Source organism: Pseudomonas sp. NPDC077649, assembly GCF_044542855.1.
Taxonomy (GTDB): domain Bacteria; phylum Pseudomonadota; class Gammaproteobacteria; order Pseudomonadales; family Pseudomonadaceae; genus Aquipseudomonas.
Genome location: NZ_JBITVF010000009.1, coordinates 97,803 through 121,371 on the forward strand (window position 1 = coordinate 97,803; position 23,569 = coordinate 121,371).

The 23,569-nt window shown below is 67.8% G+C and carries 22 protein-coding genes; 12 read left to right on the top strand and 10 right to left on the bottom strand.

Annotated features, from left to right (window positions below; genetic code table 11):
- Nucleotides 1–92: 92 nt before the first annotated feature.
- The 5 genes from ACIGFL_RS22135 to ACIGFL_RS22155 all read left to right on the top strand — a co-directional run bounded on the left by ACIGFL_RS22135 (nucleotide 93) and on the right by ACIGFL_RS22155 (nucleotide 5,873).
- Entirely contained in the window at nucleotides 93–1,253 is a 1,161-nt protein-coding gene (locus ACIGFL_RS22135; protein ID WP_397498587.1) for a dipeptidase, read from the top strand.
- 110 nt (nucleotides 1,254–1,363) lie between these two features.
- Nucleotides 1,364–2,821, top strand: a complete 1,458-nt coding sequence (gene rhlB / locus ACIGFL_RS22140; RefSeq protein WP_397498588.1) for an ATP-dependent RNA helicase RhlB — start codon at nucleotides 1,364–1,366, stop codon at nucleotides 2,819–2,821.
- A gap of 250 nt (nucleotides 2,822–3,071) precedes the next feature.
- Nucleotides 3,072–4,031 carry an ornithine cyclodeaminase family protein gene (locus ACIGFL_RS22145; protein WP_397498589.1) on the top strand — a complete coding sequence of 320 codons (960 nt, stop codon included), beginning with the start codon at nucleotides 3,072–3,074 and terminating at the stop codon, nucleotides 4,029–4,031.
- A 2-nt stretch (nucleotides 4,032–4,033) separates the two neighbouring features.
- The gene (locus ACIGFL_RS22150) at nucleotides 4,034–5,161 is read left to right on the top strand and encodes an NAD(P)/FAD-dependent oxidoreductase (protein ID WP_397498590.1); all 1,128 of its coding nucleotides are present in this window, start codon (nucleotides 4,034–4,036) and stop codon (nucleotides 5,159–5,161) included.
- Between the two features lie 82 nt (nucleotides 5,162–5,243).
- A complete protein-coding gene (locus ACIGFL_RS22155) occupies nucleotides 5,244–5,873 on the top strand; it encodes a transcriptional regulator (protein ID WP_021442469.1) in 630 nt (209 codons plus the stop codon).
- Nucleotides 5,874–5,911: 38 nt separating this feature from the next.
- On the opposite strand, the gene ycaC is transcribed toward ACIGFL_RS22155, so the two are convergent.
- The gene (gene ycaC, locus ACIGFL_RS22160) at nucleotides 5,912–6,526 is read right to left on the bottom strand and encodes an isochorismate family cysteine hydrolase YcaC (RefSeq protein WP_021442468.1); all 615 of its coding nucleotides are present in this window, start codon (nucleotides 6,524–6,526) and stop codon (nucleotides 5,912–5,914) included.
- Nucleotides 6,527–6,705: 179 nt separating this feature from the next.
- Here ycaC and ACIGFL_RS22165 point away from each other — a divergent pair, with 179 nt between their 5' ends.
- On the top strand, nucleotides 6,706–7,626 hold the full coding sequence (locus tag ACIGFL_RS22165; RefSeq protein WP_397498591.1) for a LysR family transcriptional regulator: 921 nt from the start codon (nucleotides 6,706–6,708) through the stop codon (nucleotides 7,624–7,626).
- Nucleotides 7,627–7,628: 2 nt separating this feature from the next.
- On the opposite strand, the gene ACIGFL_RS22170 is transcribed toward ACIGFL_RS22165, so the two are convergent.
- The 3 genes from ACIGFL_RS22170 to ACIGFL_RS22180 form a co-directional block, all read right to left on the bottom strand.
- On the bottom strand, nucleotides 7,629–7,934 hold the full coding sequence (locus tag ACIGFL_RS22170) for a hypothetical protein (protein ID WP_397498592.1): 306 nt from the start codon (nucleotides 7,932–7,934) through the stop codon (nucleotides 7,629–7,631).
- 52 nt (nucleotides 7,935–7,986) lie between these two features.
- Nucleotides 7,987–8,991: a TerC family protein gene (locus ACIGFL_RS22175; protein WP_397498593.1), complete on the bottom strand. Its 1,005-nt coding sequence runs from the start codon at nucleotides 8,989–8,991 to the stop codon at nucleotides 7,987–7,989.
- Nucleotides 8,992–9,264: 273 nt separating this feature from the next.
- Nucleotides 9,265–11,628, bottom strand: coding sequence for a DNA polymerase II (locus tag ACIGFL_RS22180; protein WP_397498594.1), 2,364 nt, complete (start codon nucleotides 11,626–11,628; stop codon nucleotides 9,265–9,267).
- A 210-nt stretch (nucleotides 11,629–11,838) separates the two neighbouring features.
- On the opposite strand from ACIGFL_RS22180, the gene ACIGFL_RS22185 reads away from it, so the two are divergent.
- Genes ACIGFL_RS22185 through ACIGFL_RS22195 form a run of 3 tightly spaced genes read left to right on the top strand, consistent with a single transcriptional unit; the run spans nucleotide 11,839 to nucleotide 13,527 of the window.
- Nucleotides 11,839–12,273, top strand: a complete 435-nt coding sequence (locus ACIGFL_RS22185; RefSeq protein WP_397498595.1) for a group II truncated hemoglobin — start codon at nucleotides 11,839–11,841, stop codon at nucleotides 12,271–12,273.
- A complete protein-coding gene (locus ACIGFL_RS22190; RefSeq protein ID WP_021442462.1) occupies nucleotides 12,270–12,608 on the top strand; it encodes an FKBP-type peptidyl-prolyl cis-trans isomerase in 339 nt (112 codons plus the stop codon). The genes ACIGFL_RS22185 and ACIGFL_RS22190 overlap by 4 nt, the downstream gene beginning before the upstream one ends.
- Complete coding sequence (locus ACIGFL_RS22195) at nucleotides 12,601–13,527, top strand: class I SAM-dependent methyltransferase (protein WP_397498596.1); 927 nt, start codon at nucleotides 12,601–12,603, stop codon at nucleotides 13,525–13,527. The genes ACIGFL_RS22190 and ACIGFL_RS22195 overlap by 8 nt, the downstream gene beginning before the upstream one ends.
- 62 nt (nucleotides 13,528–13,589) lie before the next feature.
- Here ACIGFL_RS22195 and ACIGFL_RS22200 read toward each other — a convergent pair whose 3' ends face one another.
- Together ACIGFL_RS22200 and norR are read right to left on the bottom strand one after the other, a co-directional pair.
- Nucleotides 13,590–14,366 (bottom strand): ABC transporter substrate-binding protein, encoded by a 777-nt coding sequence (locus tag ACIGFL_RS22200; protein WP_397498597.1) that lies wholly within the window; start codon nucleotides 14,364–14,366, stop codon nucleotides 13,590–13,592.
- Nucleotides 14,367–14,585: 219 nt separating this feature from the next.
- Nucleotides 14,586–16,133, bottom strand: a complete 1,548-nt coding sequence (gene norR, locus ACIGFL_RS22205) for a nitric oxide reductase transcriptional regulator NorR (RefSeq protein ID WP_397498598.1) — start codon at nucleotides 16,131–16,133, stop codon at nucleotides 14,586–14,588.
- 191 nt (nucleotides 16,134–16,324) lie between these two features.
- Here norR and hmpA point away from each other — a divergent pair, with 191 nt between their 5' ends.
- The 3 genes from hmpA to ACIGFL_RS22220 are packed head-to-tail and all read left to right on the top strand — an operon-like array spanning nucleotide 16,325 to nucleotide 18,935.
- Complete coding sequence (hmpA, locus tag ACIGFL_RS22210; RefSeq protein WP_122108877.1) at nucleotides 16,325–17,506, top strand: NO-inducible flavohemoprotein; 1,182 nt, start codon at nucleotides 16,325–16,327, stop codon at nucleotides 17,504–17,506.
- Nucleotides 17,507–17,524: 18 nt separating this feature from the next.
- Entirely contained in the window at nucleotides 17,525–17,770 is a 246-nt protein-coding gene (locus ACIGFL_RS22215) for a transmembrane sensor/regulator PpyR (RefSeq protein ID WP_397498599.1), read from the top strand.
- Complete coding sequence (locus tag ACIGFL_RS22220) at nucleotides 17,757–18,935, top strand: NnrS family protein (protein WP_397498600.1); 1,179 nt, start codon at nucleotides 17,757–17,759, stop codon at nucleotides 18,933–18,935. Before ACIGFL_RS22215 ends, ACIGFL_RS22220 begins: the two co-directional genes overlap by 14 nt.
- Nucleotides 18,936–19,070: 135 nt before the next feature.
- Here ACIGFL_RS22220 and rimI read toward each other — a convergent pair whose 3' ends face one another.
- From rimI to ACIGFL_RS22240, 4 genes are all read right to left on the bottom strand, one after another.
- On the bottom strand, nucleotides 19,071–19,523 hold the full coding sequence (gene rimI / locus ACIGFL_RS22225; protein WP_397498601.1) for a ribosomal protein S18-alanine N-acetyltransferase: 453 nt from the start codon (nucleotides 19,521–19,523) through the stop codon (nucleotides 19,071–19,073).
- A 140-nt stretch (nucleotides 19,524–19,663) separates the two neighbouring features.
- On the bottom strand, nucleotides 19,664–20,449 hold the full coding sequence (locus tag ACIGFL_RS22230; RefSeq protein WP_397498602.1) for an energy transducer TonB: 786 nt from the start codon (nucleotides 20,447–20,449) through the stop codon (nucleotides 19,664–19,666).
- The gene (locus ACIGFL_RS22235; RefSeq protein WP_122108880.1) at nucleotides 20,446–21,993 is read right to left on the bottom strand and encodes a 2-isopropylmalate synthase; all 1,548 of its coding nucleotides are present in this window, start codon (nucleotides 21,991–21,993) and stop codon (nucleotides 20,446–20,448) included. The genes ACIGFL_RS22230 and ACIGFL_RS22235 overlap by 4 nt, the downstream gene beginning before the upstream one ends.
- Before the next feature lie 222 nt (nucleotides 21,994–22,215).
- Nucleotides 22,216–23,460, bottom strand: coding sequence for a saccharopine dehydrogenase family protein (locus ACIGFL_RS22240; protein ID WP_031303084.1), 1,245 nt, complete (start codon nucleotides 23,458–23,460; stop codon nucleotides 22,216–22,218).
- Between the last annotated feature and the right edge of the window lie 109 nt (nucleotides 23,461–23,569).

Here is a 23,569-nt window from a genome sequence, read left to right on the forward strand (position 1 = left end):
CACCATGGTGCGCAGGGCGTACCCTACTCCAGGGTGTACCGCTTCCCTGCTAGAGTGGCCGGCATAACAACACGCCTGGATGGCCACCCTTTATGCGCAAACTGCTGATCGCCCTGCTGCTGGTTCCCCTCTCCACCCTGGCCGTGCTGGGCCTGCCTCAAGTCATCGACGCACAGATGAACAGCGTGGCCTCGCCGCCGCCCTACCCCGCCAGCGCCAGCGCGCAGCAGCTGCACCAGGGCCTGTTCGTCGCCGACCTGCACGACGACGCCCTGCTCTGGGAACGCGACCTGCTCAAACGCTACGACTATGGCCACTCCGACCTGCCGCGCATGCTCGAAGGGCGCCTCGGCCTGCAGGTGTTCTCCACCGTGACCAAGACCCCGCGCGGGCTGAACATGGAAAGCAACGCCGGCGACAGCGACAACATCACCCTGCTGGCCATGGCCCAGCGCTGGCCGCGCGCGACCTGGGACAGCCTGCTGCAGCGCGCGCTGTACCAGGCCGAGAAACTGCGCGAGGCCGCAGACGCCAGCGACGGGCGCCTGGTGCTGATCCGCAACCGCGCCGAGCTGGCCCGCTTCGTCGAGGCCTGGCGGCAGGATCCGCAGCGAGTTGCCGCGCTGCTCGCCACCGAGGGCCTGCAGCCCATCGAGGGCAAGCTGGAGAACGTCGACGCGCTGTACGACGCCGGTTTCCGCATCGCCGGCCTGACCCACTTCTTCGACAATGAAGTCGGCGGCTCGGCCCATGGCCTGGAGAAAGGCGGCCTGACCCCGCTGGGTCGCCAGGTGATCGAACGCCTGGAAGAGAAAGCCATGCTGGTCGACCTGGCCCACGCCTCGCGGCCGCTGATCGACGACGTGCTGGCCATGGCCACGCGCCCGGTGCTGGTGTCGCACACCGGCGTCGAGGGCACCTGCCCCGGCACGCGCAACCTCAGCGACAAGCACCTGCAGGCCATCGCCGCCACCGGCGGGGTGATCGGCATCGGCTACTGGAGCACCGCGGTGTGCGACACCTCGGTCGCCGCCATCGTCCGCGCCATTCGTTATACGGCGGACAAGGTCGGCGTCGCGCACGTGGCCCTGGGCTCGGACTTCAACGGCACCGTGCACACGCCGTTCGACGTCACCGGCCTGGCCCAGCTCACCGAAGGCCTGCAGGGCGCCGGCTTCTCCCCCGAGCAGATCGCCGCGATCATGGGCGGCAACGTGCAGCGCCTGCTGCTGGCCAGCCTGCCGGCGAAATAAGCCGCCCAGCGCGTTCGCCCCTTGACAGGGACGAGCGAGGCACTTCGCCGCGCCCGCGTCTTGCATTACACTGGCGGCCGTTCATTCCTTAACCAATCGATGAGAAGCCCGTGCTCAAAGCACTCAAGAAAATGTTCGGCAAAGCCGAAGGCGAACTGCCCCAACCGGCCACCGCGCCCGTAGCGCCCGCCCAGGCCCAGGCCGGCGATCAGAAAAAACCCAGCCGCATGCCCAAGCCTGCGCGCCAGCCCGAGACCGCTGCCGCCAGCGCGGCAACCAACGCGGAACGCCCCGCCCGTCCGGCCAAGGCCGACAAGCCGCGCCGCGAGCGCCCGGCCAAGCCGGTGGACACCTGGAAGCTGGAAGACTTCGTGGTCGAGCCGGTCGAAGGCAAGACCCGCTTCCACGACTTCAAGCTGGCCCCCGAGCTGATGCACGCCATCCACGACCTCGGCTTCCCCTACTGCACGCCGATCCAGGCCGGCGTGCTGGGCTACACCCTCAAGGGCCAGGACGCCATCGGCCGCGCCCAGACCGGCACCGGCAAGACCGCCGCCTTCCTCATTTCGATCATCACCCAGCTGCTGCAGACGCCGCCGCCGAAGGAACGCTACATGGGCGAGCCGCGCGCGCTGATCATCGCGCCGACCCGCGAGCTGGTGGTGCAGATCGCCAAGGACGCCGCCGCACTGACCAAGTACACCGGCCTCAACGTCATGCAGTTCGTCGGTGGCATGGACTTCGACAAGCAGCTCAAGCAGCTCGAATCGCGCTTCTGCGACATCCTGGTGGCCACCCCGGGCCGCCTGCTGGACTTCAACCAGCGCGGCGAGGTGCACCTGGACATGGTCGAGGTGATGGTGCTCGACGAAGCCGACCGCATGCTCGACATGGGCTTCATCCCCCAGGTGCGCCAGATCATCCGCCAGACCCCGATGAAGGGCGAGCGCCAGACCCTGCTGTTCTCCGCCACCTTCACCGAAGACGTGATGAACCTGGCCAAGCAGTGGACAGTCAACCCGGCCATCGTCGAGATCGAGCCGGAGAACGTCGCCAGCGACAGCGTCGAGCAGCACGTCTACGCCGTGGCCAGCAGCGACAAGTACAAGCTGCTGTACAACCTCATCACGCAGAACGACTGGACGCGGGTGATGGTCTTCGCCAACCGCAAGGACGAGGTGCGCCGCATCGAGGAACGCCTGACCCGCGACGGCGTCAGCGCCGTGCAGATGTCCGGTGACGTGCCGCAGCACAAGCGCATCCGCGCCCTGGAGGGCTTCCGCGAGGGCAAGATCCGCGTCATGGTCGCCACCGACGTGGCCGGCCGCGGCATCCACGTCGACGCCATCAGCCACGTGATCAATTTCACCCTGCCGGAAGACCCGGACGACTACGTGCACCGCATCGGCCGCACCGGCCGCGCCGGCAGCAGCGGCACCTCGATCAGCTTCGCCGGCGAGGACGACGCCTTCGCCCTGCCGCCGATCGAGGCGCTGATCGGGCGCAAGATCCAGTGCGAGATGCCGCCGGACGAACTGCTCAAGCCGGTGCCGCGCAAGCACCACTGAGTCGCGCCGCCGCAGCAGCAGAAGGCGAAGCCCCAGGGCTTCGCCTTTTTTGTTGGCGATGTCAGCGCGGGTCGTTGCATAGCCTGCAGGAGCGGATCTATCCGCGAAATACGCCCGGGCGCCATCGCTTCTGTGCCGATAGCAGCTTCGTCCATGCGTCATCCTCGGACAGCCGGCGGCCATGCCCCTTGTCGAGCAGATACCAATAAGTCCAGAATGGACAAATAAGTTCATTCCGGATACCGCCGCCATGCCCAGCACCCCGCCCTATCTGATCCATCGGGCCGAAGCCGCCCAACTCCTCGCCCGCGTCGATGTCGTGCAGGCCATGCGCGAACTGTTCCGCAGCCTGGCGCGCGGCCAGGCGGTGCAGCCGGCGCAGCAGCTGGTGGAGTTTCCTGGCGGCGGCGACTTCATCAACTACCTCGGCGTGCTGGCCGAGCAGCGCGTCTACGGGGTCAAGACCTCGCCCTATATCCCCGGCGAGCGCGGCGCCATCGTCACCGCCTGGACCCTGCTGATGTCGATGGACGACGGCCAGCCGCTGCTGCTGTGCGATGCCGGCGAACTCACCACCGCCCGCACCGCGGCTACCACCGCCGTGGCGGTGGACTCCCTGGCGCCGGCCGCGGCCAACCGCCTGGCGGTGATCGGCAGCGGCCCGGTGGCGCGCGCCCATGTGCGTTACGCGCAGGGCCTGCGCGACTGGCAGAGCATCCGCCTGTACTCGCCGAGCCTGGCCGGCAAGCCCGCCGCCGCGCAGCAGGAGCTGCTGCAGCTCGACCCGCGCCTGCAGCTGTGCGCCAGCCAGGCCGAGGCCTGCGCCGATGCCGAGGTGATCATGCTGTGCACCTCCTCGGCCGGCCCGGTGCTCGACCCCGCCACGTTCGAGCAGCCCGCACTGATCACCTCGATCAGCACCAACGCGCCGCGCGCCCACGAGGTGCCGCCGGCCAGCCTGGCGCAGATGGACGTCTACTGCGACTACCGCGCCACCACCCCGGGCAGCGCCGGCGAGATGCGCCTGGCCAGCGAGCAGCACCTGTGGGACCGCGCGCTGATCCGCGGCGACCTGGCCGAGCTGCTCGACGGCTCGGCGCCCCTGCCCGACTACCGCCGTCCGGTATTCTTCCGCTCCATCGGCCTGGGTCTGGAAGACGTCGCCCTGGCCCAGGCGCTCCACCAACTCAAGCAGGCCGCGGAGGGCTGAGCATGCAACACGCCGACTACCTGATCGTCGGCGCCGGTATCGCCGGCGCCTCCACCGGCTACTTCCTCGCCGGCCAGGGCAAGACCATCGTCCTCGAACGCGAGAGCCAGCCCGGCTACCACAGCACCGGCCGTTCGGCGGCGCTGTACACCGTGGCCTACGGCACGCCGCAGGTGCGCGCGCTGACCGCCGCCAGCCGCGCCTTCTACGACGCGCCGCCGCCCGGCTTCGCCGAGCACCCGCTGCTCAGCCCGCGCGGCGAACTTGTGGTGGACTTCAGCGGCGATGCCGCCGAGCTGCAGCGCCAGTTCGACGAAGCCCGCGCCCAGGTGCCCGAGGCCCGTCTACTCGATGCCGACCAGGCCTGCGCGCTGGTGCCGGTGCTGCGCCGCAACAAGGTCCAGGGCGCCCTGTTCGACCCCAGCGCCGCCGACATCGACACCGATGCCCTGCACCAGGGCTACCTGCGCGGCATTCGCCAGCAGGGCGGGGAAATCCACAACGATCGCGAGGTGCAGGCCATCGCCCGCGACGGCGACGCCTGGCTGGTCGACTGCGGCGCCGAGCAGTACCGCGCGCCAGTGCTGGTCAACGCCGCCGGCGCCTGGTGCGACGAGCTCGCCCGGCTGGCCGGGGTCGCCCCCATCGGCCTGGTGCCCAAGCGCCGCGCCGCCTTCACCTTCCACGGCCCGGAGGGCGTCGACTGTCACGCCTGGCCCTGCGTGGTGGACCTGCACGAAGCCTTCTACTTCAAGCCCGACGCCGGCCAGCTGCTCGGCTCGCCGGCCAACGCCGACCCGGTGGCGCCGCACGACGTGCAGCCGGAGGAGCTGGACATCGCCATGGGCATCTACCAGATCGAGGAGCACACCAGCCTGAGCATCCGCCGCCCGGCGCACACCTGGGCCGGGCTGCGCAGCTTCGTCGCCGACGGCGACCTGGTGGCCGGCTACGACGGCCAGGCCGAGGGCTTCTTCTGGGTCGCCGCCCAGGGCGGCTACGGCATCCAGACCAGCGCGGCGATGGGTCAGGCCAGCGCCGCGCTGATCCGCCGCCAGCCGCTGCCCGAGGCGCTGACCCGCTTCGGCCTCGACGAAGCCATGCTCAGCCCGGCGCGGCTGCGCCAGTAGCCCAGATGCAGTCCGGGGGCGCCTTGATGACGCCCCCGGCGCTTTGCGGCACACTCGTCGCGCCGACCCAGGAGCCCACCGCATGACGCCCCGCCCCGCCGCCGATCTCGACAACTACCGCGCCATCGCCGACGCCATCGCCACCCTGTTCTTCCCCCACGCCGAGGTGGTGCTGCACGACCTGCGCACGCAGAAGATCGACCATATCGCCAACAACATCTCCAAGCGCGCGGTGGGCGATGACGCCGCCCTGGAGGACATGCTCGACGACGCCGGCGACGCACGCAGCATCGGCCCCTACGAGAAGCTCAACTGGGACGGGCAGAAGATCCGCTCGGTCAGCAGCGTGCTGCGCGACGCCGGCGGCAAGCCGGTCGCGGTGCTGTGCATCAACCTCAATATCTCGCTGTTCGAGAGCGCCCGTCAGGCACTCGACCTGTTCCTCTCGGCGAACAAGTTGATCCCCCAGCCCGACGCGCTGTTTCGCGACGACTGGCAGGAGCGCATCAACACCTTCCTCCACGCCTGGCTGCGCCAGCGCCAGCTCGGCCTCAACCTGCTGACCCGCGAGCACAAGCGCGAACTGGTCGAGGCGCTGCACGCCGAAGGCGCGTTCAAGGGCAAGAGCGCCGCCAACTACGTGGCCAACGTGCTGAACATGGGCCGGGCGACGGTGTACAAGCACCTCAAGGAAATCAAGGGCGAAAGCTGAGAGCCAGCCCGCCGGCAAGCGGCGGCGGGCCCGCCGCGTCACTTCTGGCTGTAGCTCTGAATCAGGTTGGCGTAGGCCGGCAAGTGGCCGCCGAGGATGCCGCCGAAGCCTTCGATGTCGTTGCGCCAGTCGCGGTGCAGTTCGCAACCGACGCTGAACCAGTTGAGCATCTGCGCCCCGGCGTGGGCCATGCGCATCAGCGCGGCGTCGCGCACGCTGGTGTTGAAGGTGCCCGAGGCGTCGGTGACGACGAACACCTCATAGCCGGCCTGCAGCGCCGACAGGGTCGGGAAGGCCACGCAGACGTCGGTGACCACCCCGGCGATGATCAGCTGCTTGCGCCCGGTGGCCTCGATGGCCTTGACGAAATCGGCGTTGTCCCAGGCGTTGATCTGCCCCGGTCGGGCGATATAGGGCGCATCGGGGAACATGGCCTTGAGCTCGGGCACGATAGGCCCGTTGGGGCCGTTCTCGAAGCTGGTGGTGAGGATGGTCGGCAGGTTGAAGAACTTGGCGATGTCGGCCAGCGCCAGCACGTTGTTCTTGAACTCGTCCGGCGTGTAGTCGCGCACCAGCGAGAGCAGGCCGGCCTGGTGGTCGACCAGCAGCACGACGGCATCGTCCTTGTTCAAGCGGTTATAGGTGAAAGACATGGCGCAGTCTCCTGTGGCAGTGAAGGAGCCCGGTTGCGGGCGTGAACCCAAAGCCTAGCCCGACTCGGCGGCCTCGACCTCCCGCCGCGCGACGAAATGGTTTTTCGCTCAAATCGAACAATCCAGCTCCCGGCGAGGCGTTATGCTGAACAGCACACTGGCTCAACGCGTGCACCGCCATGAAACTGGATATTGCGGAAATCGAGACCTTTCTACGCGTCGCCGAACTGGGCAGCGTCAGCCTGGCCGCCCAGCAGCTGGGGGTGGCCAAGTCGGTGGTGAGCAAACGCCTCAGCGACCTGGAACGCCACCTCGGCGCCCGCCTGCTGTTCCGCTCGACGCGCAAGGTCGCCCCGACCGACAGCGGCCAGCGTTTCTACCGCCAGGCCAGGGCCGCGCTCGAAGAACTGCGGGCCGCCGCCGAGGCCGTCGCCAGCGAGGACGGCAGCCTGGCCGGCAGCCTGCGCATCCTCGCACCGATGAGTTTCGGCACGCTGTGGCTGGCGCCGCAACTGACGAGCTTCATGCGCCTGCATCCGCAATTGGAAGTGGCGCTGCAACTGGACGACCGGGTCAGCGACTTCGAGCGCGAGGGCTACGACCTGTGCTTGCGCATCTCGCGCCTGCACGACCGCGCGCTGATCGCCCGCCGCCTGGGCAGCAGCCCGCGGGTGGTGTGCGGCAGCCCGGACTATATCCGCGAGCATGGCGCACCCGAACGGCTGGAGCAGCTGCTCGAGCACCCCTGCATCGGTTACTGCAACCTGAGCGCCGAACAACTCTGGTCGTTCGACGACCCCGCCGCCCAGCGCCCGCTGGCCCTGGCGCCTGCCGGGCGCTTCACCAGCAACAACGGCGAGGCCATGCGCGATGCGGCGCTGGCCGGACTGGGCCTGGCGGTGCTGCCGCGCTTTATCGTCCAGCCTGACCTGCAGGCCGGCCGCCTGCTACAGGTACTGCCCGAGACGCACCCCACGGCCGACGAGATCCACGCCCTCTACCCGCGTTCGCACCGCGCCTCGGTCAAGATCCAGGCACTGTGCGACTTCCTCCAGCAGGCGCTGCACGCGGCCGCCTGGACGACCGCCGGCGCGCGCTGAGCTCAGGTTTCCACGCCCGGCTCGAAGCCTTCGCCCGCGGCCGCATCCGGCTCGGCCTCGGGCTGCTCGGCCGACTCTTCCTGCGCAGGCTTGCCGAGCGCCTGGTTGGCCGACTCCTGCAGCCTGTCGACCTGCTTGTTCAGCTGCTCCACCGCCTCGCCGACGGCGTCGTCGAGCAGGGCCTGGGCCTGCTGCTCGGTTTCCTCGACGAGCTTCTGGGCGGACTGCTCGGCCGCCTCGCATCCGGCCAGCACGACCAGCACCAGGCCGAGCGCGGAAAGGGAAAGACTGCGTAACGGGCTATGCATACAACGTCCTCTTGGGCGACGCCTGCGCGTCGGTCGATGGGTGATGGGGCGCTCAGTCCGCGAGCGATTTCGGCGCGCTCGCCGGCGGCTGGCCACGGGTCTTGTACAGCGACAGCAGCACGCCACCGATCAGCAGGCCGAGGGTCACGCTCAGCGACACCGCCGCCGGAATCTTGCCGATGATACCGACCAGGAAGATCTTCGCGCCGATGAACACCAGCACCAGGGCCAGCGCGTACTTGAGGTAGGCGAAGCGATGGATCAGCGCGGCCAGGGCGAAGTACAGGGCGCGCAGGCCGAGGATGGCGAAGATGTTCGAGGTGTAGACGATGAAGGGATCCTGGGTGATGGCGAAGATCGCCGGCACGCTGTCGATGGCGAACATCAGGTCGGCGCACTCGATCAGAATCAGCGCCAGGAACAGCGGTGTCACCCACAGCACGCTGCGGCCGTTGCCGTCGTCCTGACGCACGAAGAAGCGCTCGCCATGCAGCTCATCGGTCACGCGCAGGTGCTTGCGCAGGAACTTCACCAGCAGGTTGTTTTCCAGATCGGGCGCATCGTCGAGCTTGGCGAACAGCATCTTCACCCCGGTGAAGAACAGGAAGGCGCCGAACACGTAGAGGATCCAGGCGAACTCGTGGATCAGCGCGGCGCCCAGGCCGATCATGATGGCACGCAGCACCAGCACGCCCATGATCCCCCAGAACAGCACCTTGTGCTGGTACTGCCGCGGGATCGCCAGGAAGCTGAAGATCATCGCCATGAGGAACACGTTGTCCATCGACAGCGATTTTTCGATCAGAAAGCCGGTGAGGTAATCCATGCTGGCGTCGCCGCCTTTCTGGAAGAACACCCAGACGCCGAACAGCAGACCCGCGGTGATGTAGCCAGCGGACAGCAGCAGGCTCTCGCGCACGCCGATTTCGCGGTTGTCGCGATGCAACACGCCCAGGTCGAAGGCCAGCAGGGAGATGACGACGGCGATGAAGACCAGCCACAACCAGGTGGCGGTGCCGAGGAACTCGGCGAAGAGAAACGGTTCTAGGGCAGTCATGGAGCCCCTCCTACAGTCAGATTGAACAGACTGTGATTCCGACATCGCGGTGTTAACCGCCAGAGGGGCCCGGCATCACGGCGCAAAGATACTCAGGCGGCGAACACCGCTCAACTGCGCAGAGTTTGCAAAGTATTTCCCGTTTTCCGCCGCCCCAAGGGACCGCAGCCGTCTTGAGGCGCCCGCTTGCCGGCGATCGGCCCTACGGCGCCAGGATCGCCCGCAAGCGGGCTCCTGCGGGGTTCGCTGTCGCACTGAACCGGGGCGAAGGCTTCAGAACAACCCCAGCTGGCCGTCCACCAGGCGCTCGAAATCGCCGCCGACGAAGGGCAGGATGGCATCGGCCACCGGCTTGAGCTGGCGACTGAGGTAGTGCTCGTAGTCGATGGGCGACAGCAGGCACTCCAGCGGCTGCGGCCCGGCGGTGGTGATCAGGTAGCCGATCCAGCCGCCGCGCTGGTACTGCAGCGGCCGGCCGAGGCGCTGGTTGTGCTCGTCGGCGCTGCGCGCGGCGCGCACGTGCGGCGGCACGTTGCGCTGGTAGTCGTCGAGGCGCCGACGCAGGCGTTTGCGATAGACCAGCAGCTCGTCCAGCTCGCCGGCCAGGGTGCGTTTGACGTAGTCGCGCACATAGTCCTCATAGGGCTGGCCGGCGAACACCAGGCGGTACAGCTCCTGCTGGAAGCGCTGGGCCAGCGGCGACCAGTCGCTGCGCACCGTCTCCAGGCCCTTGAACACCAGGCGTTCGCTGCCATCCGCCGCCCGTACCAGGCCGGCGTAGCGCTTCTTGCTGCCCTCCTCGGTGCCGCGAATAGTGGGCATCAGAAAGCGCCGGTAATGGGTCTCGAATTGCAGTTCCAGGGCGCTGACCAGACCATGCTCCTGCTGCAGATGTTCGCGCCACCAGGCATTGACCCTTGATACCAGGGCGCGGCCGATCTGCGCCGCCTCGGCCTCATCGTGGGCGCGGCCGAGCCAGACGAAGGTCGAATCGGTGTCGCCGTAGATCACCGCATGGCCCTCGGCTTCGATCAGCTCGCGGGTGCGCTTCATGATCTGGTGCCCGCGCAGGGTGATGGACGAAGCCAGGCGCGGGTCGAAGAAGCGGCAGCCACTGGAGCCGAGCACCCCGTAGAAGGCATTCATGATGATCTTCAGCGCCTGCGACAAGGCAGCGTTGCCGTCGCGCTTGGCCGCCTCGCGCCCCTGCCAGACCCGCTCGACTATGGCCGGCAGGCAGTGCCGGGTACGCGAGAAGCGCGCGCCGCGAAAACCTTCCACCGAATGCGCATCGTCCGGCTGCTGCAGCCCCTCCACCAGCCCCACCGGGTCGATCAGGAAGCTGCGGATGATCGAGGGATACAGGCTCTTGTAATCCAGTACCAGCACCGAGTCGTACAGGCCGGGGCGCGAATCCATGACGAAGCCGCCGGGGCTGTTCTCGCCGCGGATGTCGCCGAGATTCGGCGCGACGAAGCCCAGGCGGTGCATCGGCGGCAGGTACAGGTGGGTGAAGGCCGCCACCGAACCGCCGCTGCGGTCGGCGGCCAGGCCGGTGACGCTGGAGCGCTCGAGGAGGAAGGCGAGCAGGTCGGTGTGGGCGAAGATGCGCGTGACCAGCTCGCAGTCCTTGAGGTTGTAGTGCGCCAGCGCCGGCTTGTCCTCGTCGAACATGCGCTGGATCTCGTCCATCCGCGCGTAGGGGGTGTCGATGGCCTTGCCTTCGCCGAGCAGGGTCTGCGCCACCGACTCCAGACTGAACGAGGGGAAGCTCCAGGTCGCCGAGCGCAGCGCCTCGATGCCGTCGATGATCAGCCGCCCGGCGGCCTCGGCAAAGTAGTGCTGGCTGCTGTTGTGCTGACGCCAGCCCATCACGTCGCCGCCGCGTCCCAGGCGCAGCGGCACCTTGAGCTGCTCGGCGTGCTCGCGCAGCACGCGCAGGTCGAACTGCACCAGGTTCCAGCCGATGATGGCGTCGGGGTCAAAGCGCGCCAGCCAGTCATTCAGCCGTTCGAGCAGGGCCTTGCGGCTGTCGCAGTACTCCAGCTCGAAATCCACGCCGCCGGCATCGCCATTGGCCGGGCCGAGCATATACACCTGGCGCTGGCCGCAGCCCTCCAGGGCGATGGAATACAGCTCGCCGCGGGCGCTGGTCTCGATATCCAGCGACACCAGGCGCAGCGTCGGGCGGTAATCGGCGGCGGGCTTGAGCGACTTGCACAGCAGGCTGCCGTCTTCCTGGGCAGTGCCCGCGAAGCTGACGGAGGCGGTGATAAAGCGCTCCATCAGGTAGCGCTCCGGCGGCCGGATATCGGCCTCGTAGACATCCACGCCGACCTGACGCAGCTTCTTCTCCAGCTGCAGCAACTGGCGGTACTGGCGGCAGTACAGGCCCAGCACCGGACGACGCTTGAAGTCGCGCAAGGCCAACTCACGCAGCTCGACGCCCTGCTCGGTGCGCAGCAACGGCTCGGCCCAGGCGCGCTGCTCGGCGGGAATGAAAGCCACCGTCTCCTGGCACGGCAGACGTATCTGGCGCGGGCCGGCATCGGTCGCCAGCCAGAAGGCCACTTCCGTGCCCTCCGGCGTATCGCGCCAATGGCGGCTGAGCACGAAGCCTTGCTGGGGTTGCGTCATCATCTTTTCAGGCAAGCACGATCTGCCCCCTCTCCCGCTTGCGGGAGAGGGCTGGGGAGAGGGTGTGAGCTTTTCCCCTCTCCCCCGGCCCCTCTCCCATAAATGGGAGAGGGGAGAAACAGCCTCTGCAATTACCCATTACCTCAAACCAAACTGGCCGGCCATTCTACGCGAGCGGTTACAATGGCGCCTTTTCCGCGGAATAACGCGATGAGCCACACCCCTCCCTACGGCACCGGCGATGCCTCCTACCAGGCTGCCGGTGGCATCGACGGCCTGCGCCGTCTGGTCGACGACTTCTACCGACTGATGGACGAGCGCGCCGAAGCCGCCGCCCTGCGTGCCCTGCACCCGGCCGACCTGAGCGCCTCGCGCGACAAGCTGGCCAGTTTCCTCAGCGGCTGGCTGGGCGGCCCGCGGCTGTTCGCCGAGAAATACGGCAGCATCAGCATCCCCAGCTTCCATGCCCAATGGCCGATCGAAGCGGCCCTCGCCGAGAGCTGGCTGGACTGCATGGCCGGCGCCATCGCCCTGCAGCCCTATGAACCGGCCTTCGCCGACTACCTGCTGGCCCAGTTGCGCGTGCCCGCGCAGCGCATCGTCCAGGCCAGCCACAACCGACACCAGAGTGGAAAACCGACATGAGCCTCGAGCTGATCATCGAAGACCTGCAACCCGGCGACGGCAAGGCCGTGGTCAAGGGCGCCCTGATCACCACCCAGTACCGCGGCTGGCTGGAGGACGGCAGCGAGTTCGACTCCTCCTACTCGCGCGGCAAGCCCTTCCAGTGCGTGATCGGCAGCGGCCGGGTGATCAAGGGCTGGGACCAGGGCCTGATGGGCATGCAGGTGGGCGGCAAGCGCAAGCTGCTGGTGCCCGCGCACCTGGGCTATGGCGAGCGCACCATGGGTTCGATACCGCCTAACGCCAACCTGATCTTCGAAATCGAGCTGCTGGAAGTGCTGACCCGCGATGACTGACGCCGCCCTCGTCACCCTGCGCGAGCATTTGTTGAATGCGCTGGCGCACCATCCGGGCGCCGAAACCCGCCGCCTGCTCCACGGTCGTGGCCGCTGCTGGCCGGGGCTGGAGCAGATCACCGTCGACTGGCTGTCCGGGATCGTCCTGGTGATGCTGTTTCGCGAGCCTTCGCCGGCGTTAAAGCCGCTGCTGATCGAGCTGCTGCAGACGCCGCAGTGGCAGGCCAGCGGCGCCAGCGGCCTGCTGCTGCAGCACCGCTACGTGCAGGGCAGCGAGAGCGAATGGCTGGCCGGCGAGCCCCAGGCGCAATGGCCGATTCTCGAAGACGGCCTGCGCTACCTGCTGGATCTGGGCAACAAGCAGAACAGCGGGCTGTTTCTCGACATGCGCCTGGGCCGCCAGTGGGTGCGCGAGCAGGCCGCCGGCAAGCGCGTGCTCAACCTGTTCGCCTACACCTGCGGCTTCTCGGTGGCGGCCATCGCCGGCGGTGCCGAGCGGGTGGTCAACCTGGACATGGCGCGCGCGGCGCTGTCGCGCGGGCGCGACAACCATCGCCTGAACGAGCATGACCTCGCCCGGGTGGAGTTTCTCGGCCACGAGCTGTTCAAGTCCTGGGGCAAGGTGCGCAAGAGCGGGCCCTATGACCTGGTGATCATCGACCCGCCGAGCTTCCAGAAAGGCAGCTTCGCCCTGACCCAGGACTACCGCAAGATCCTTCGCCGCCTGCCCGAACTGCTCGGCGAGCGCGGCACCGTGCTGGCCTGCGTCAACGACCCGGATATCGGCCCAGACTTTCTCATCGACGGCATGGCCGAGGAGGCGCCGCAGCTGCGTTTTGTGCGGCGCCTGGACAACCCGCCGGAGTTTCCCGACATCTCGGCCGAGAGCGGCCTGAAGGCGCTGGTGTTCCAGCTGTAGCCCGATTGCAATACGGGTTGCGCCGGGCGCACCGGGCGGGGGCCCGGCGCGGTGCGCCTCGTTCAGTCGCCGTAGATGTCGAAGCTGAAGTAGCGCTGCTGGATCTGCTGATACTTGCCGTTGGCGCGGATCGCGGCGATGGCGGCGTTGAGCTTGCCGAGCAGCTCGCTGTCGCCCTTGCGCACGGCGATGCCGGCGCCCTCGCCGAAGTAGGCCGGATCGGTGAAGGACGGCCCGACGAAGGCGAAGCCCTTGCCGTTGTCGGTCTTGAGGAAGCCCTCCTCCACCGGAATGGCGTCGGCCAGGGTGCCGTCCAGGCGCCCGGAGATCAGGTCCAGGTAGATTTCGTTCTGCGAGCTGTAGCGCACCACCTGCACGCCCTGGGCGGCCATCACCTCGCTGGCGAAGCGGTCGGTGGTGGTGGCGCGCTGCACGCCGATGCGCTTGCCCTTGAGGTTGGCGAAGTCGGCGTCGACCGTGCTGCCTTCCTTCATCACCAGGCGCGCCGGGCTGTAGTAGTACTTGCCGGTGAAGTCCACCGACTTGCGCCGCTCGTCGGTGATGGTCATGGACGAGAGGATGGCGTCGACCTTCTTCACCTTGAGCGAGGGAATCAGGCCGTCGAACTCCTGCTCGACCCACTGGCACTGCACCTTCATCTCGGCGCACAGGGCATTGCCGATGTCCACGTCGAAGCCGGCGATCTCGCCGCTGGCCTCCTTGTAAGCGAACGGCGGGTAGGCCGCCTCGATACCCAGACGCAGTGGCTTTTCGGCGGCGAACGGGCTGGAAGCCATCAGGCTCAGGGCGATGGCGCCCAGCCAGGCGAGTTTCTTCATGGACGTGTCTCCTGCTGCGGAATGAACGAGCCCGCCGCGCGCGACAAGGCGACGGAACCCGGTGGGAAGGCGAAGGGGCAGAAGCAAGGCGCGCCGGCCCACGACGAATCGAGGGGCACGCGGCGCGCGGAGGGAAATGGGGAGGACTGCATGGGTCGCTCTCGCTTATACATTAAAGTCCACTCTGGACTTTAATGTACAAATCGTCAACCCCTGCGCTCAGCGCAACCCGAGGCGTTTCGCCAACCGACTCAGATTGGCCCTATCGATCCCCAGCTCGCGCGCGGCATCGGCCCACTTGCCCTGGTGGCGCGCCAGGCATTGCTCGATCAGCCGGCGCTGGTAGGCATCCAGCGCGCTGCGCAGGTCCTGCCCCGCCGGCAGCGCGCCGGGCGCGCTCTCGCCCGGCGCCTCTGCGGCCGCCACGCTCGCGGGCAGGTCCAGGTCCTGCAGCTCCAGGCTGAGAATCCGCGGCCGTTCGCCGTGGCGCGCCAGCGCCTTGAGCGCCGCGCGGCCGATCAGGTGCTCCAGCTCGCGCACGTTGCCCGGCCAGTCGTGCGCCAGCAGCGCCTTCTGCGCCTCACTACTCAGGCGCAGGCTGCGCAGGCCCAGGCGCGCGCGGTTGTCTTCGAGGAAGTAGCCGGCCAGCAGCAGCACGTCGCGGCCACGCTCGCGCAGCGGCGGCACCGGCAGCGGGTAGACGCTGAGGCGGTGATAGAGGTCGGCGCGAAAGCGCCCGGCGCGCACCTCGGCCGCCAGGTCGCGGTTGGTGGCGGCGATCACCCGCACGTCGACGCGGTGCTCGCGGTCCGAGCCAAGGCGCTGCAGCTGGCCGCTCTGCAGCACGCGCAGCAGCTTGGCCTGCACCGCCAGCGGCAGCTCGCCCACCTCGTCGAGAAACAGGCTGCCGCCGTCGGCCAGCTCGAACTTGCCGCTGCGCTCGCTCAGCGCGCCGGAGAAGGCGCCGCGCACGTGGCCGAACAGCTCACTCTCCACCAGCGCCTCGGGCAGCGCCGCGCAATTGAGGCTGACCAGCGGCCGCTGCGCGCGCGGCGAGGCGCCGTGGATGGCCTCGGCCACCAGCTCCTTGCCGACCCCGGTTTCGCCGGTGATCAGCACGGTCAGCGGGCTGTCGCCGACCAGACGGATCTCGCCCTGCAGCTTGCGCAGCGCGGCGCTCTGACCGATCAGCTCGCGCGGCTGCTGGCGCGCCTGCTTGTACAGTTCGGTGAGCTGGCGCTCGGTCTCCACCCGCCGGGCCAGGCCGCTGATCCGCTCGCTGGCCTTGACCGTGGCCGCCGCCAGGCTGGCGAAGGCGTCCAGGTTGTCCAGGTCGGCGCGGCCGAAGCTGGCGGGGTCCAGCGCATCCAGGGTCAGCAGGCCCCACAGCTGATCGTCCAAGTACAGCGGGCAGCCCAGGCAGTCGTGCACCTCCAGATGGCCGTGCAGCCCCTCGACCAGGCCGTCGTAGGGGTCGGGCAGGCCGCAGTCGGCGGCGAAACGGGTCGGCCCGCGGTGCTCGATCAGCGCCGCCAGGCGCGGATGCTCGCTGACCTTGAAGCGCCGCCCCAGGGTGTCGGCGCTCAGGCCCTCCACCGCCAGCGGCACCAGTTGTTCGCCGTCGAGCTTGAGCAGCGCCACCGCATCGCAGGGAAACAGCTGGCGCAGGGCGGCCAGCAGGCGGCGGTAGCGCTCGCCGTCGTCCAGCTCGCGGGACAGGTCGGCAACCAGCGGGATCAGCGTCTGCAGCAGCGGGTTAGCGGTCATTTCGACAACCTAAAGTCTTTATGACTCACATCACTCGCGAGTCATTTTCACAACAATAAAAATAAGCCATTGAATTTAAACGATAAATTAAATGGCACGATTCATGAGAGGCATACAGCGCTAACGCTAGCACGCCAGATGCGGCCAGACGAGCCGGGCCGGCGCCTTTTCATGCCTTGCAGGAGTTACCCATGCTGTCCAACGCCCAACGCGATCTGATCAAAGCCACCGTGCCGCTCCTGGAAAGCGGCGGCGAGGCGCTGACCACCCACTTCTACCGGATGATGCTGAGCGAGTTTCCCGAGGTGCGCCCGCTGTTCAACCAGGCGCACCAGGCCAGCGGCGACCAGCCGCGCGCCCTGGCGAATGGCGTGCTGATGTACGCCAAGCATATCGACCGTCTCGAGGCGCTCGGCCCGCTGGTGGCGCAGATCGTCAACAAGCACGTGTCGCTGCAGATCCTCCCCGAGCACTACCCCATAGTCGGCGGCTGCCTGCTGCGCGCGATTGGCGAGGTGCTCGGCGCCGAGATCGCCACCGATGAAGTGATCGAAGCCTGGGCCATCGCCTACCGACAACTGGCCGATATCCTCATCGGCGCCGAGGAGAGCCAGTACGCGCACAATGCCGCCGCCCCCGGCGGCTGGCGTGGCGCTCGCGCCTTCCGCGTGGCGCGCAAGGTGGCCGAGAGCACCGAGATCACCTCGTTCTACCTGGTGCCGGCCGACGGCGGCGCCCTGCTCGACTTCCAGCCCGGCCAGTACATCGGCCTGCGCCTGCTGCTGGACGGCGAGGAGGTGCGGCGCAACTACTCACTGTCGGCGCCGGCCAACGGCCGCGAGTACCGCATCAGCGTCAAACGCGAGGCCGGCGGCCGGGTATCCAACCACCTGCACGACAAGGTCCAGGTCGGCGACCAGCTGGAGCTGTTCCCGCCGGCCGGCGAGTTCATCCTGCGCGACTCGGCCAAGCCGCTGGCGCTGATCAGCGCCGGCGTCGGCATCACCCCGGCGCTGAGCATGCTCGACGCCGCGCGCCATAGCGGCCGGCCGATCCACTTTATCCACTGCGCCCGCCACGCCGAGGTGCACGCCTTCCGCGACTGGGTCGAGGCCCGCGCCGCCGCGCATCCGCAGATCCGTCACTACGTCTGCTACAGCGAGCCGCGCGCAGGCGATCAGGCCGATGCCGAGGGGTTCCTCAGCCGCGAACTGCTGGCGCAGTGGCTGCCCGCCGAGCGCGATCTGGACGCCTACTTCCTCGGCCCGAAAGCCTTTATGGCCCAGGTCAAGCGCCACCTGCAGGAACTGGGCGTGCCGCCCGAGCAGAGCCACCATGAGTTCTTCGGCCCGGCCGCGGCGCTGGATAGCTGATCAATCAGGAGGTGCATCATGTTCCCGCTCGCCCCGCAGCAGTTGCTGCGTCTGTCCAGCCAACTGCTGCTGGCCGGCCTCGGCCTGCTGCTGTTCGGTCTGCTGGCGGCCTATGGCCTGGAGTCCAGGTTGAACCTGGCCAGCCTGGTGCTGGCGCATAGCCTGACCATCATCGGCCCCGGCCTGCTCAAGCTCGGCTATGTGCTGCGTCTGGGGGCGAAGCACGGCCTGCGGCGAGGGGAACAGCAGCATGCAACTGCTTGATCGCAACCGCGCGCTGGCGATTGCTCCGCTGTGGCGCCTGGGCTTTCGCCCGTTCTTTCTCGCCGGCGCGCTGCTGGCCCTGCTCGCCGTCGCCCTCTGGACCGCGGTGTTGCAGGGGCTGCTCAGCGCGCCGCAGGTGCCCGGCGGCCTGCTCGCCTGGCACCGCCACGAGATGCCTTTCGGCTTCGCCCTGGCGATCATCGCCGGCTTCCTGCTCACCGCGGTGCAGAACTGGACCGGCCGCCCGGGCTTGAGTGGGCGGCCACTGATCGCGCTGTTCGCCCTGTGGCTGGCGGCACGGCTGGTCTGGTTCCTACCGCTGGCGCTGGGGGTGCTGATCGCCGCCCAGCTGGCCTTTGTCGCCCTGCTGCTCGCGCAGCTGGCGCGCCAGCTGATCGCCACCCGCCAGCGCAACAACTACCCGATCCTGCTGGTGCTGAGCCTGCTCGGCCTGTGCCAGGGCCTGACCCTCGCCGGCCTGGCCCTGGGCGACGACGCGCTGCAACGGCGCGGCGCCCTGGCGGCGCTGTGGTTGATCGCGGTGCTGCTGAGCCTGATCGGCGGACGGGTGATTCCCTTCTTCACCCAGCGCGGCCTGGGCCGGGTCGAGGCCTTCGCCGCCCAGCCCTGGCGGGATCGGCTGCTGCTGGCTGGCGGTCTGCTGGTCGCCGCGCTGTTCGCCAGCGGCCACAACCTGCAGGCGCAGCCCTGGCTGACGCTGCCCTTCGCCCTGCTGGCGGCGCTGCACGGCCTGCGCCTGTGGCACTGGCACCTGCCGGGCATCTGGCGCGTGCCGTTGCTGTGGTCGCTGCACCTGGCCTACGCCTGGCTGCTGGTCGCCACCCTCGGCATGGCCTCCTGGCACCTGGGTTGGCTGGCGCAGCCCAGCCCGGCCAGCCATGCGCTGGCGGTCGGCGCCCTGGGCGGGCTGGTTCTGGCGATGATGGCGCGGGTCAGCCTCGGCCATACTGGGCGGCCGCTGCAGCCGCCCAAGGCCATGGCCTGGGCCTTTGCCGTGCTCAACCTGGGCGCCTTGATCCGGGTGGCGGCGGGCGGCAGCTGGCTGTGGCTGGCGGCCGTTTGCTGGGGGCTGGCCTTCGCCCTGTTCGTCGTCCACTACGCGCCGCTGCTGTGCCGGGCGCGGGTCGATGGCCATCCGGGGTGACCAGCGGACCAACAACCATTGGCGCACCGATCCATACGCCGATGTAGGGCAAATCAGCGCGTAGGGTGGATGTCGCTTTTCACATCCACCACAGCGGTGGATCGGTAAAGCGTGATCCACCCTACGCCAACAACCTCAATCGACCAGGGTGCAAGCCATCACCAGCGCGTCTTCACGACCTCCCACCGCCGGGTAGTAGTCGCGGCGCCGGCCGACTTCGTTGAAGCCATAGCGCTCGTACAGGCGGTAGGCGCTCTGGTTGCTGGCGCGCACTTCGAGGAAGCACTCGCGACCGCCCAGCTCATGGGCCTCTTTCATCAAATGTTCGAGCAGGCGCAGGCCGAGGCCGCGCCCCTGGCTTTCCGGCTTGACGGTGATATTGAGCAGGTGCGCTTCGTCGAGGATCAGGTTGATCACGCCGTGGCCGACCTGCTGGCCGCCCTCGAACATCAGCCAGCAGTTATAGGACTTGAGGCTGTCGGTGAAGATGCCACGGGTCCAGGGGTGGCTGAAGGCGGCGTATTCGATCTTCAGTACGGCATCGAGATCCGCCTCGGTCATGGGGCGGAAGGAAATCGCATCGCTCATTGAGATACTCGGAAATATTCACGATCTTGCGAGCTAGAGCCATGCAAGGCGAAAAGAGGTGAGGAAGCGGAGTGTACTTTTGTACATGAGCATTCCGAACCTGTTTTCAACGCAGCAGGGCCGACGCGCAGCTGATCGTATCAGGCCAGCCAGCGCTGGCGCACCCGCTGCATGGCTTGCCACAACTCGCGCTTGCGCGCCGGCTCTTCCATCAGCAGCTCCAGGCCCGGCAGCGCCCAACAAGCGCCGAGGCCCTCGATCTGCAGCTCGCGGTTGTAGCTCTGTGCGTCGCCCTCACCGGCGAAGCGAATGGCCGGCAGGCCGACCAGCCACAGACAGGTGCTGGGCTGCTCCTCCAGGCGCGCGGCGACGAAGCTCTGCACGAACTCCAGCGCCGCCTGCGGGCCCTGGTCCAGGTTGCCGCGCACCAGCAGCGGCCAGCGCACCGGCTCGCCGAGCAGTTGCGGGCTGTCCGGCAGGCCGGCGGCGCGCAGCAGGTCCTTGAGCAGGATGTAGGCCGGGTCACGGCTCTGGAACGGCTCGCCGGTGGGCAGTTCCACCAGCAGCGCGCAGTCGCCGGCGCGCAACAGTTGCAGGGCGAATCGCGGTGGCGGCGCGGCAACGCGGGCCGGCTTTTCCTCCACCGACGCAGCCTCCTCGACCACCGCGGCGGCCTGGCGCGGCTGGGCAGCGGGGCGCGGCACCTCGATCCTCGCTCGCTCGGCAGCGGGCGCCGGCAAGGTTTCGCGGGCTACCACCGGGGCGGCGGCGACCGGCTCGGCCGGCGTCTCGACCTCTATTTCCGCCTGCGGCGGCGCCAGCAGTTCCGGCCGCGACGGCGCGGCGAAGGGCAATACGGTGCGCGGCAGCCAGCTGGCCACCTGCATGGCGCCCAGGTAGGCGCGCCGACGGAGTTCGGGGATCACACGCCCTCCACTTGCGGGTGCGCCTTCTGCCCGACCTGCATCAGGTTCAGCGCGTTGATATAGGCCTTGGCCGAGGCCACCAGGATATCGGTGTCGGCGCCGTTGCCGTTGACGATGCGCCCGCCCTTCTCCAGGCGCACGGTGACCTCGCCCTGCGAGTCGGTGCCCTGGGTGATGGCATTGACCGAATACAGCAGCAGGCTGGCCTCGGAGGCGGCGATGGCCTCGATGGCCTTGAAGGTGGCATCCACCGGGCCGGAGCCCTGGGCGCCGGCACGCCGTTCGTTGCCCTCGACGCTGACCACGATCTGCGCCTGCGGCACCTCGCCGGTCTTGCTCGCCACTTCCAGGGTGACCAGCTTGAAGTGCTCCGGCGCCTCCTCGGCCAGGGTGTCGGAGACCAGCGCCTGCAGGTCCTCGTCGAAGATCTCGTGCTTCTTGTCGGCCAGCTCCTTGAAGCGGGCGAAGGCGGCGTTCAGCTCGGCCTCGCCGGCCAGGACTATGCCCAGCTCGTCCAGGCGCGAGCGGAAGGCGGCGCGCCCGGAGTGCTTGCCCATGACCATCTTGTTGGTGTTCCAGCCCACCGACTGGGCCGACATGATCTCGTAGGTCTCGCGGTGCTTGAGCACGCCGTCCTGGTGGATGCCGGACTCGTGGGCGAAGGCGTTGGCACCGACTATGGCCTTGTTCGGCTGCACCGGGAAGCCGGTGATGCCGGAGACCATACGCGAGGTGCTAAGGATATGCGGGGTGTCGATGTTGGTGTGCACGCCGAGCAGGTCCTGGCGGGTCTTGATCGCCATGACGATCTCTTCCAGCGCGGCGTTGCCGGCCCGCTCGCCGAGGCCGTTAATGGTGCACTCGACCTGGCGCGCGCCGGCCACCACGGCGGCCAGGGAGTTGGCCACGGCCAGGCCCAGGTCGTTGTGGCAGTGCACCGAGAAGATCGCCTTGTCGGCATTGGGCACGCGCTCGAGCAACTGGCGGATGGTATCGGCGTACTGGTGCGGGATGGCGTAGCCGACGGTGTCGGGGATGTTGATGGTGCGCGCGCCGGCGTCGATGGCCGCCTCGATGATGCGGCAGAGGAAGTCGATCTCCGAGCGGCCGGCGTCCTCGCAGGAGAACTCCACGTCGCTGCACAGGTTGCGCGCCTTCTTCACCGCGCGCACGGCCTGGGCCACCACGTCATCCGGCTGCATGCGCAGCTTGTACTGCATATGGATCGGGCTGGTGGCGATAAAGGTGTGGATGCGCCCGGAGTTGGCCCCGGCCAGCGCCTCGGCGGCGCGCTCGATGTCGGCGTCCACCGCGCGCGACAGGCTGCACACGGTGCTGTCCTTGATGTTGTCGGCGATCGCCTTGACCGCGGCGAAGTCCCCCGGGCTGGCGATGGCGAAACCGGCCTCGATCACGTCCACCCGCAGGCGCTCCAGGGCCTTGGCGATGCGCAGCTTCTCCTCGCCAGTCATGGAGGCGCCGGGGCTCTGCTCGCCGTCGCGCAGGGTGGTGTCGAAGATGATGACGCGATCGTTGCTGCTCATAGGGGTTTCCTCACGGCTGCCGGGGCGCCCTTCGTGGGGGCGTCTGTAATCGGCCGATTGTCGCGTGAAATGGGCGGGCCGGGAAGGCACAGCTGCGGCTCGTAGGGTGGATGTCGCTTTTTACATCCACCATGGGGCAGTGCACGCCGATGGTACCGGTGGAAAACAAAACGCCCGCCAAGTGGCGGGCGTTTGCCGATCCTGTGCGCTAGGCGCAGCCAATCAGAGCGGCTGATCCCAGGGACGGTCGCCGTGCTCGTCCTTGATGCGGGTGGGCAGGCCCATCACGTCCAGCAGCTTCAAGAACGGCTCGGCCGGCAGCTCCTCGACGTTGACCATGCGCTTGGCATCCCACTCGCCACGCGCCACCAGCAGGGCAGCGGCGACCGGCGGCACACCGGCGGTGTAGGAGATGCCCTGGCTGTCGGTCTCGGCGAAGGCTTCTTCGTGGTCGGCGACGTTGTAGATAAACAGCTCAGTCTGCTTACCGTCTTTCGTGCCTTTTACCAGGTCGCCGATGCAGGTCTTGCCGCTGTAGCCCGGCGCCAGCGAGGCGGGATCGGGCAGCACGGCCTTGACCACCTTGAGCGGTACCACTTCGAGACCTTCAGCGGTCTTGACCGGCTGCTCGGAGAGCAGGCCGAGGTTCTTCAGCACGGTGAACACGTTGATGTAGTGGTCGCCGAAGCTCATCCAGAAGCGCACGTTCGGTACGTCGAGGTGCTTGGACAGCGAGTGCACCTCGTCATGGCCGGTCAGGTACAGGTTCTGTTCGCCCACCACCGGCAGATCGTCGGTGCGTTTGACTTCGAACATGCGGTTGCTCACCCACTGGCTGTTCTGCCAGCTGTAGACCGTGCCGGTGAATTCGCGGAAATTGATTTCCGGGTCGAAATTGGTGGCGAAGTACTTGCCGTGCGAACCGGCGTTGACGTCGAGGATGTCGATCGACTCGATCTTGTCGAAGTACTGTTGTTGCGCCAGAGCGGCATAGGAGTTGACCACGCCCGGGTCGAAGCCGACGCCGAGGATGGCGGTCACGCCTTTCTCCTGGCATTCGGCCAGGTGCTTCCACTCGTAGTTGCCGTACCACGGCGGGGTTTCACAGATCTTGCTCGGATCTTCGTGGATGGCGGTGTCCAGATAGGCGACGCCGGTGTCGATACAGGCGCGCAGCACGGACATGTTGAGGAACGCCGAACCGACGTTGATGACGATCTGCGATTCGGTTTCGCGGATCAGTGCCTTGGTCGCTTCCACGTCCAGGGCGTTCAGCGCATAGGCCTTGATCTCGCCGGGCTGCTTGAGACCGCCCTTTGCCTGCACGCTGTCGATGATGGCCTGGCATTTGGAGATGTTGCGCGACGCAATTGCAATGCGACCTAACTCGTCATTGTGTTGCGCGCACTTATGGGCCACCACCTTGGCAACACCTCCTGCACCAATGATCAGGACATTCTTCTTCAATTGTTCCACCTCCTAGTACTGCGTTATTGAAAGCGTTTGATGAATCGTAGGGTGGATGACGCTCTTTTCATCCACCATCGCTTGGCAAATGGTGGACGGATGAAGCGTC